The following is a 6,816-nucleotide window of genomic DNA, read 5'->3' on the forward strand; positions in this document are numbered from 1 at the left end:
TGCGTCGGGGTTGGCCTCGGCGAGGCGGCGGTAGATGCCGGTGCCTTCCTCCGCTGGGGCCAGGGCCTGCTCTCGCCGCCCAAGCTCCGACAGGCACTTACCGAGGTTGTACAACAACACGCCAAGATCGGGTAGGTAGGCGTCGGGGTTGGCCTCGGCGAGGCGGCGGTAGATGCCGGTGCCTTCCTCCGCTGGGGCCAGGGCCTGCTCTCGCCGCCCAAGCTCCGACAGGCAGCTGCCGAGGTTGTTCAACGACATTCCAAGATCGGGTAGGTGGGTGTCGGGGTTGGCCTCGGCGAGGCGGCGGTAGATGCTGGTGGCTTCCTCCGCTGGGGGCAGGGCTTGTTCTCGCTGGCCCAGCTGCGACAGGCAGCTGCCGAGGTTGTTCAACGACATGCCGAGGTTGGGTAGGTGGGTGTCGGGGTTGGCCTCGGCGAGGCGGCGGTAGATGCTGGTGGCTTCGTCCACCGGGGCCAAGGCTTGTTCTTGCTGGCCCAGCGCCGCTAGTAGGGTGCCGAGGTTATTCAACGATCCGGCGAGATCGGGCAGGTAAGTGTCGAGGTTAGCCCCAACCAAGCGGCGGTAGATGCCGGTGGCTTCCTCCACCGAGCCCAAGGCCTGCTCCCGTCGACCTAGCATCGCCAGAAGGGCGCCGAGGGTGTTCAGAGACTTGGCGAGGTTGGGTAGGTGAGCGTTGGGGTTGACCTCGGCCAAGCGGCGCCGAATGCGGACAGCGTTCTCTGCCGGGGCCAGGGCTCGTTGTCGTTGGCCGGCATTGGCGAGGCGCCAAGCGTGGTTGGCGTGCAGGTGGGCTCGATGGGCGGGGTCGGTGGTGTGGGTGAGGCGGTGGTGGGTGAGCGTGTCGGTGATGGCGGCGGCGGCGATGTCGAGGTCGATGTGCCGGTCGGGGGGCAGCAGGGGTTCGAGGGTTTCCAGGATCGTGAGTTCGATGCCGGGGATGCTGGCCAGGCGGGTCAACGTTGCTCCACCTGCGGTGACCGCCAGTCGCGGATGTGCCCGGATGAGCGGGTAGAGCACGGTGGTGGCCAGGTGTGGCCAGCGGTGTGCGGCCTCGACCAGCACGGTGATCGCGGAACTGGTCCAGGCTGGTGGTGCCTCGCTGGTGGTGAGCAGGGCGGTGATTGCCTCGGGGGTCCAGTCACGCTCCAGCCGGTTGCTGCTGTCGTGGCCGGGGGTCGACAGGGCGAGGAGGTCCTCGCCGAGCCGGTCAGGATGCAGCGGCTCGAACACTGTCCGGGTGTCCGACGGTGGATAGCAGGTGCTGTGGTCGTCAATGAGCCGATCCGCGGCCGGGCCGGTGTCGGCGAAGCCGGCGTCGGTCAGGGCGTGGCGGGCCTCGCTGCGGGGTCGGGCTCCGGTCAGGGTCGCTGCGACGACAGCCCGGTGCATCACCTCGGGCGGGGTCTGCACCGGTGCCTCAGCCCGGGTGTGCAATTGCTGCCAGTACGCCTGTTCCCGGCCCAGCAGATACGACGACACCGCATCCGGGCCTCCGGGCAGCACATCACCGCGCCGGGCCGCGTCCACCTCGGCCAGGGCCGCCATGTGTACGGCCAGAACCTGCCCGAACCTGCCTCCGGTCAGATCCGGCACCGGCCAACCCTCGGCCGGGGCCGCGACATCCAGGACAGCCGCGAACCGGCCGGCAGCAGTGGCGAACAGACCCGGCCGGTCATCGACGCTGTCAGCAGACAGGGCGGGCAACGGGAACTGGTCTACCTCGATGCTGAGGTTGCTGTCGGCCCGGTCGGCCAGCGCGGGCCACCAGTAGCCGTCGGAGCGGGCCAGCATCAACACCCGCACCCGGGCCCCCGCTCGTATGTGCAGATCCCGCAACTGGGTGAGCAGAGCCAGCAGCGCGGAGGCCGGCCACCGGTCGGCGTAGTCCACGACCGCCAGCACCGCACCACCGGGCAACGCGACCCGCGATACCGGCGTGGACCCGGCGACCGGGGTCGGCGTATAGGTAACCTGCCATGCCGCCCACCCTGCCGCCGCGCATGAGGTACTGACGTGTGCCGCGAGGCGGGTTTTGCCCTGACCGCCCGCACCGTGCACCAGCAGCGCCGTCACCGGCTCATCCCCACCGATCCAGGCGGCGAGCCGGTCCAGGGTGCGCTCACGACCGGTGAACGGCACGATCTGGTGACGGGCCAGCAGCAGTCGGCTTGGCTGCGCCCGCGCCCGGGCCGCGCTCAACGGCACTGGGGCGTCGTCGGCGGTCGTGACCTGGTAGGGCGGTCGGTCCAGGCTGACGGTGACGTCTCCGTCGACGCCGGCGATCTGCACGGTGTCGCCGAAGATCACGCTGCCGGTCACCGCCTGTCCGGCGGCTGGTGGTGGCCCCCACCAGCGGGTCACCGGTCAAGCTCGACGTCGCCGCCGACCCCGTCGATCTGCCGTACCGGACCCGCCGTCGACGACCCCGTCACCGCCTGCCCGCCACCCTGCGAAGGAGACGGCACCTGCGGCGGCGAGGACCCGGGCGGCACCGGCACCACGGGCGGCGCGAAGGCTGGGCCGATGTGCACACTGCCGCTCACCCCCCGTACCTGGGTCACTCCGCCGCCGATCGTCGAACCGGTCAGCGACTGCCCGCCGGCCTGTCGGCGAGCACCGATCGCAGCAGCCACTGCCAGACCCAGGCCCGCCAGACCGACGAACAACCCGAGTACGCTGCCCCACTTGTCCGCCTTGTCGAGACCCTGGATCGCCAAGAACGTACCCAGCCCTGCGGCCAGAACCCCGACGGCGAATGCCACCGCCCATCCGCGCAGCCGACTACCATGCGTCATCACGCCATCATGGACCGGTGCGGCAACGGCGGCATCACCGCCCCGGCCATCGCCGCGCTCATGATCGGCGTTCATCGGTTACCACGATCAGTCGGCCTGCACGCCCTTCTGGATCCGCGTCGCCTGTACGGCGAGGTCAGGCCCTATCGGAGCCGTCTTCTCCGATCTCGGCGTGTGCGCCGGGAGTGTGGCGTTTTCCGTGTTTGACCGTTGGGTGTGATCGAGATGGTTAGATGGTGATCCGGTCGCCGTAGGCGAGGATCAGGGCGTTGAGGGCCTTGGCCCAACCGTAGACCCGGCCGGTCATGCTCCCGTCCCCCTTACGTTTCTGCTGGACGACGAGGTAGAGGACCTTCATCGCGGCCTGCTCGGTGGGGAAGTGCCCGCGCCGGCGGGCGGCCTGCCGGAACCGGGCGTTGAGGCTTTCGATGATGTTGGTGGTGTAGAGGACCTTGCGGACCTCGTGGTCGTAGTCGAGGAACGGCACAAACTGCGGCCACGAGGTCCGCCACAGCCGGATCACCGCCGGGTACTGGTCACCGAACTCGGCGGCGAACGCCTCGAAACGGGCCTCCGCAGCCGCGACGGTCGGGGCGGTGTAGATCTCCCGCAACGCCGGGGTGATCTTCTGCCAGTCCTTCCGGTTCGTATAGCGCAGGCTCGCTCGGACGAGGTGCACGACGCACTGCTGGTGTACCGCCTGCGGCCACACCTGCTCGATCGCGTCGGTCATGCCCTTGAGGCCGTCGGAGCAGACCATGAACAAGTCCTCCACACCCCGGTTACGCAGTTCGGTGAGGTAGCCGGCCCACTGCTTGGCGCCCTCACCACCGGTGCCGGCCCACATGCCGAGCACGTCGCGTTCCCCGTCGAGGCTGATCCCGACCACCACGTAGACGGGCCGGTTCGCGACCTGCCCCTGCCGGATCTTCATCACCAGCGCGTCGATGAACACCACCGGATACACCCGGTCCAGAGGCCGCTGCCGCCAGGCCTCCATGTCGGCTAGGACGCTGTCGGTGACCCGGCTGATCAGCTCCCGAGACACGTCCGCGTCGTACACATCGGCGAGGTGGGCGGAGATCTCCCCGGTCGTCAACCCTTTCGCGTACAGCGACAGGATCGCCTCGTTGAACCCGTCCAGCCGGCGGGCGTGCTTCGGCACGATCCTCGGGGTGAACGACCCGGCCCGGTCCCGTGGCACCTGGATCCGCACCGGTCCGACCTCGGTCTGCACCGTCTTCGCCCCGTGCCCGTTACGGACGTTGGCCCGCCGGCCCGTCGTCTCGTCGACACCAGCCTCGTCGAGGTGGGCGTCCAGTTCGGCGTCGAGGGCCGATTCGAGGACGGTGCGGGTGATCCCGGCCAGGAGCCCTCCCGGCCCGACCAACGACACCCCGTCGGCCTTGGCCCGCTCGACCAGCTGCTGCGCGAACTCCACCTCCGCCGCCGACGGCTGCGGAAGCGGAGCAGCATTCTTCTTGTCTGCCATGACGTGGTCCTTCCCGGACAGGAACTCCGTCCTGTCCAACGGACCACACCCAGGCCAAACACGGAAAACTACGCAGTCCCGCTGCGGTTGATGACTGCCAGCCTCCTGCTGAGTGTCGGGTAGGCGACCCGGCGCGAGGGTGTCGTGACGGGTGTGGCGGTCGATGATGGGCGGGTGACGGGTGGGAACTGGGTGAGGGGCGCTCGGCGAGGTCGGAGTGACGTGGACATCAGTTCGTGACTGCGCCCGTGTGGCCGTCGCCGGGGTCGGTGCCTGAGCCGGTGGGCGGGTCTCGGTCGGCGGGCGGTCAGCGGCTGGACAATGTGGTCGCGTTCGGTGATGTGATCATGGTTTCGGGGGTGGGTGGCGACGTCACGATCACGACCGCTCGGCCGCCGTACCGGGTGGAGGCGTTTCCGGCGGTGGTGGAGTCGGTGGGCGTGGAGCAGGCGCGGCAGCGGCCGAGTCGGTTGTTGTTGGCTCAGCATCGGGTGGTGCCGTTCGTCGGGCGTGACGGCGACCTCGCTGAGGTTGCGGAGTGGATGGGTCGGCCGGGTGGGGTGCTGGTGCGGCTGCTGCACGCCGCCGGGGGGCAGGGGAAGACCCGGTTGGCGGGGCATGTCGCCGACACGTGGGCGCAGGCCGGGTGGGCGGTGTGGCGGGTGCTGCACGAGCCGGTGTTCACCGGCGGCTACCGGATGGACCTGCCTGCCGGTGGTGGGCTGCTGGTGGTCGTCGACTACGCCGACCGGTGGTCGGTATCCCATCTCCAGAGCCTGCTGACCCACCTGAAAAGCATGAACGTGCAGGCCGGTGTCACGGTGCGGGTGTTGCTGCTGGCCCGCTCCACCACGGCGTGGTGGCCGGCGCTGCGTACCCGGCTGCGCAGTGGTCACCAGGTCGAGGCCACCAGCCAGCCGCTGCCGCCGTTGGGGGAGCAGGTCGATCGGGGGGTGTTGTTCCGGCAGGCCCGTGACCGGTTCGCCACCGCGATGGGCGTCGCCGACGCCGATCGGCTCCGGCCACCGCCGAACCTGGCCGACGACGCGTTCGGGCAGGTGCTGTCCGTGCACATGGCGGCCCTGGTCGCCGTCGACGCTCACCGCCGCAACACGGCAGCGCCGACCGGGCCGCACGCGTTGTCGTCGTATCTGTTGGACCGCGAGCGTGACCACTGGTACGCGCTGCACCACCGTCCGGTCGAGCCGCGTCAGACACCACCGGAGGTGATGGGTCGTACGGTGTATCTGGCCACGCTGACCGCCGCCGTGCCCCGCGCCATCGCCACCGACCTGCTGCACCGGGTCGGGCTCAACGCACCCGCCGCCACCACGATCATCGACGACCACCGGTTCTGCTACCCGCCCGAGGACGATCGCACGGTCTTTCAGGCGTTGCAGCCCGACCGGCTCGGCGAAGACCTGATCGCCCTGTCCACCCCCGGCCACCGGCACACCGGAGACGAGGACGGGTGGGACAGCGACGACTGGGCCGTTACCGCCGCCGGGCAGCTGCTGCGCTTCGATGCCGAACCGCCGCCGTGGGCGGCGCACGCCGTCACGGTGCTGGTGGAGACCGCCCGCCGCTGGGACCACGTGGCCACCGACATCCTGTACCCCGTCCTGCGCACACACCCGCACCTGGCATTGGCCGCCGGCGGCACCACCATCACCCGCCTGGCCACCATCCCGGGCATCGACCCCGACGTCCTCGACGCCATCAACACCGTTCTACCCACCGACCGGCACGTCGACCTCGACATCGCCGCCGCCGCCATCACCACCGCCCTCACCCCGCACCGACTGGCCGCCTCCACCGACCCCGCCGACCACGCCCGCCTGCACGCCGCCCACGCGTGGCGGTTGGCCAATGCCGGCCTCCGCGACCAAGCCCTACCTCCCGCCGAGGAAGCTACCGCCATCTACCGGCGGTTGGTCGAGGCGAACCCTGCCGTTTATCTGCCCTACCTCGCGATGTCGTTGAACAACCTCGGCCTCTGGCTGTCCGAGTTGGGTCGGCGGGAGGACGCCCTACCTCCCGCGGAGGAAGCTACCGCCATCTACCGGCGGTTGGTCGAGGCGAACCCTGCCGTTTATCTGCCCTACCTCGCGATGTCGTTGAACAACCTCGGCCTCTGGCTGTCTGGGTTGGGTCGGCGGGAGGACGCCCTACCTCCCGCGGAGGAAGCCGCTGCCATCCACCAGCGGTTGGCCGAGGCGAACCCCGCTGCCTACCTGCCCGACCTTGCGGGGTCGTTGAACAACCTCGGCATCTGGCTGTCTGGGTTGGGTCGGCGGGAGGAGGCCCTATCTTCCGCCGAGGAGGCTGTCGCGATCCGCCGGCGGTTGGCCGAGGCGAACCCCGTCGCCTACCTGCCCGACCTTGCGGGGTCGTTGAACAACCTCGGTGCCATGCTGTCTGGGTTGGGTCGGCGGGAGGAGGCCCTATCTTCCGCCGAGGAGGCCGCCGCGATCCGCCGGCGGTTGGCCGAGGCGAACCCCGTCGCCT

At 69.9% G+C, this 6,816-nt stretch carries 4 protein-coding genes; 1 reads left to right on the top strand and 3 read right to left on the bottom strand.

What is annotated here, in order from left to right:
• The 3 genes from ACFT41_RS23440 to ACFT41_RS23450 all read right to left on the bottom strand — a co-directional run.
• The coding region (locus tag ACFT41_RS23440; RefSeq protein ID WP_377613982.1) for a tetratricopeptide repeat protein at nt 1-2,340 on the bottom strand (2,340 nt) is incomplete at its 3' end.
• 38 nt (nt 2,341-2,378) lie between these two features.
• A complete protein-coding gene (locus tag ACFT41_RS23445; protein ID WP_377585166.1) occupies nt 2,379-2,891 on the bottom strand; it encodes a hypothetical protein in 513 nt (170 codons plus the stop codon).
• Nucleotides 2,892-3,045: 154 nt separating this feature from the next.
• Nucleotides 3,046-4,308, bottom strand: coding sequence for an IS256 family transposase (locus ACFT41_RS23450; protein WP_377585163.1), 1,263 nt, complete (start codon nt 4,306-4,308; stop codon nt 3,046-3,048).
• 269 nt (nt 4,309-4,577) lie between these two features.
• On the opposite strand from ACFT41_RS23450, the gene ACFT41_RS23455 reads away from it, so the two are divergent.
• On the top strand, nt 4,578-6,816 hold a 2,239-nt coding region (locus ACFT41_RS23455; protein ID WP_377613983.1), incomplete at its 3' end, for a tetratricopeptide repeat protein.

It is taken from the genome of Micromonospora sp. NPDC057141 (genome assembly GCF_042670805.1).
Classification (GTDB): Bacteria; Actinomycetota; Actinomycetes; order Mycobacteriales; family Micromonosporaceae; genus Micromonospora.

What these genes read in the sequence shown, in the direction of transcription:
- ACFT41_RS23445 (WP_377585166.1), bottom strand. Translation starts at nt 2,891, where the DNA reads ATGAACGCCGATCATGAGCGCGGCGATGGCCGGGGCGGTGATGCCGCC.
- ACFT41_RS23450 (WP_377585163.1), bottom strand. Translation starts at nt 4,308, where the DNA reads ATGGCAGACAAGAAGAATGCTGCTCCGCTTCCGCAGCCGTCGGCGGCG.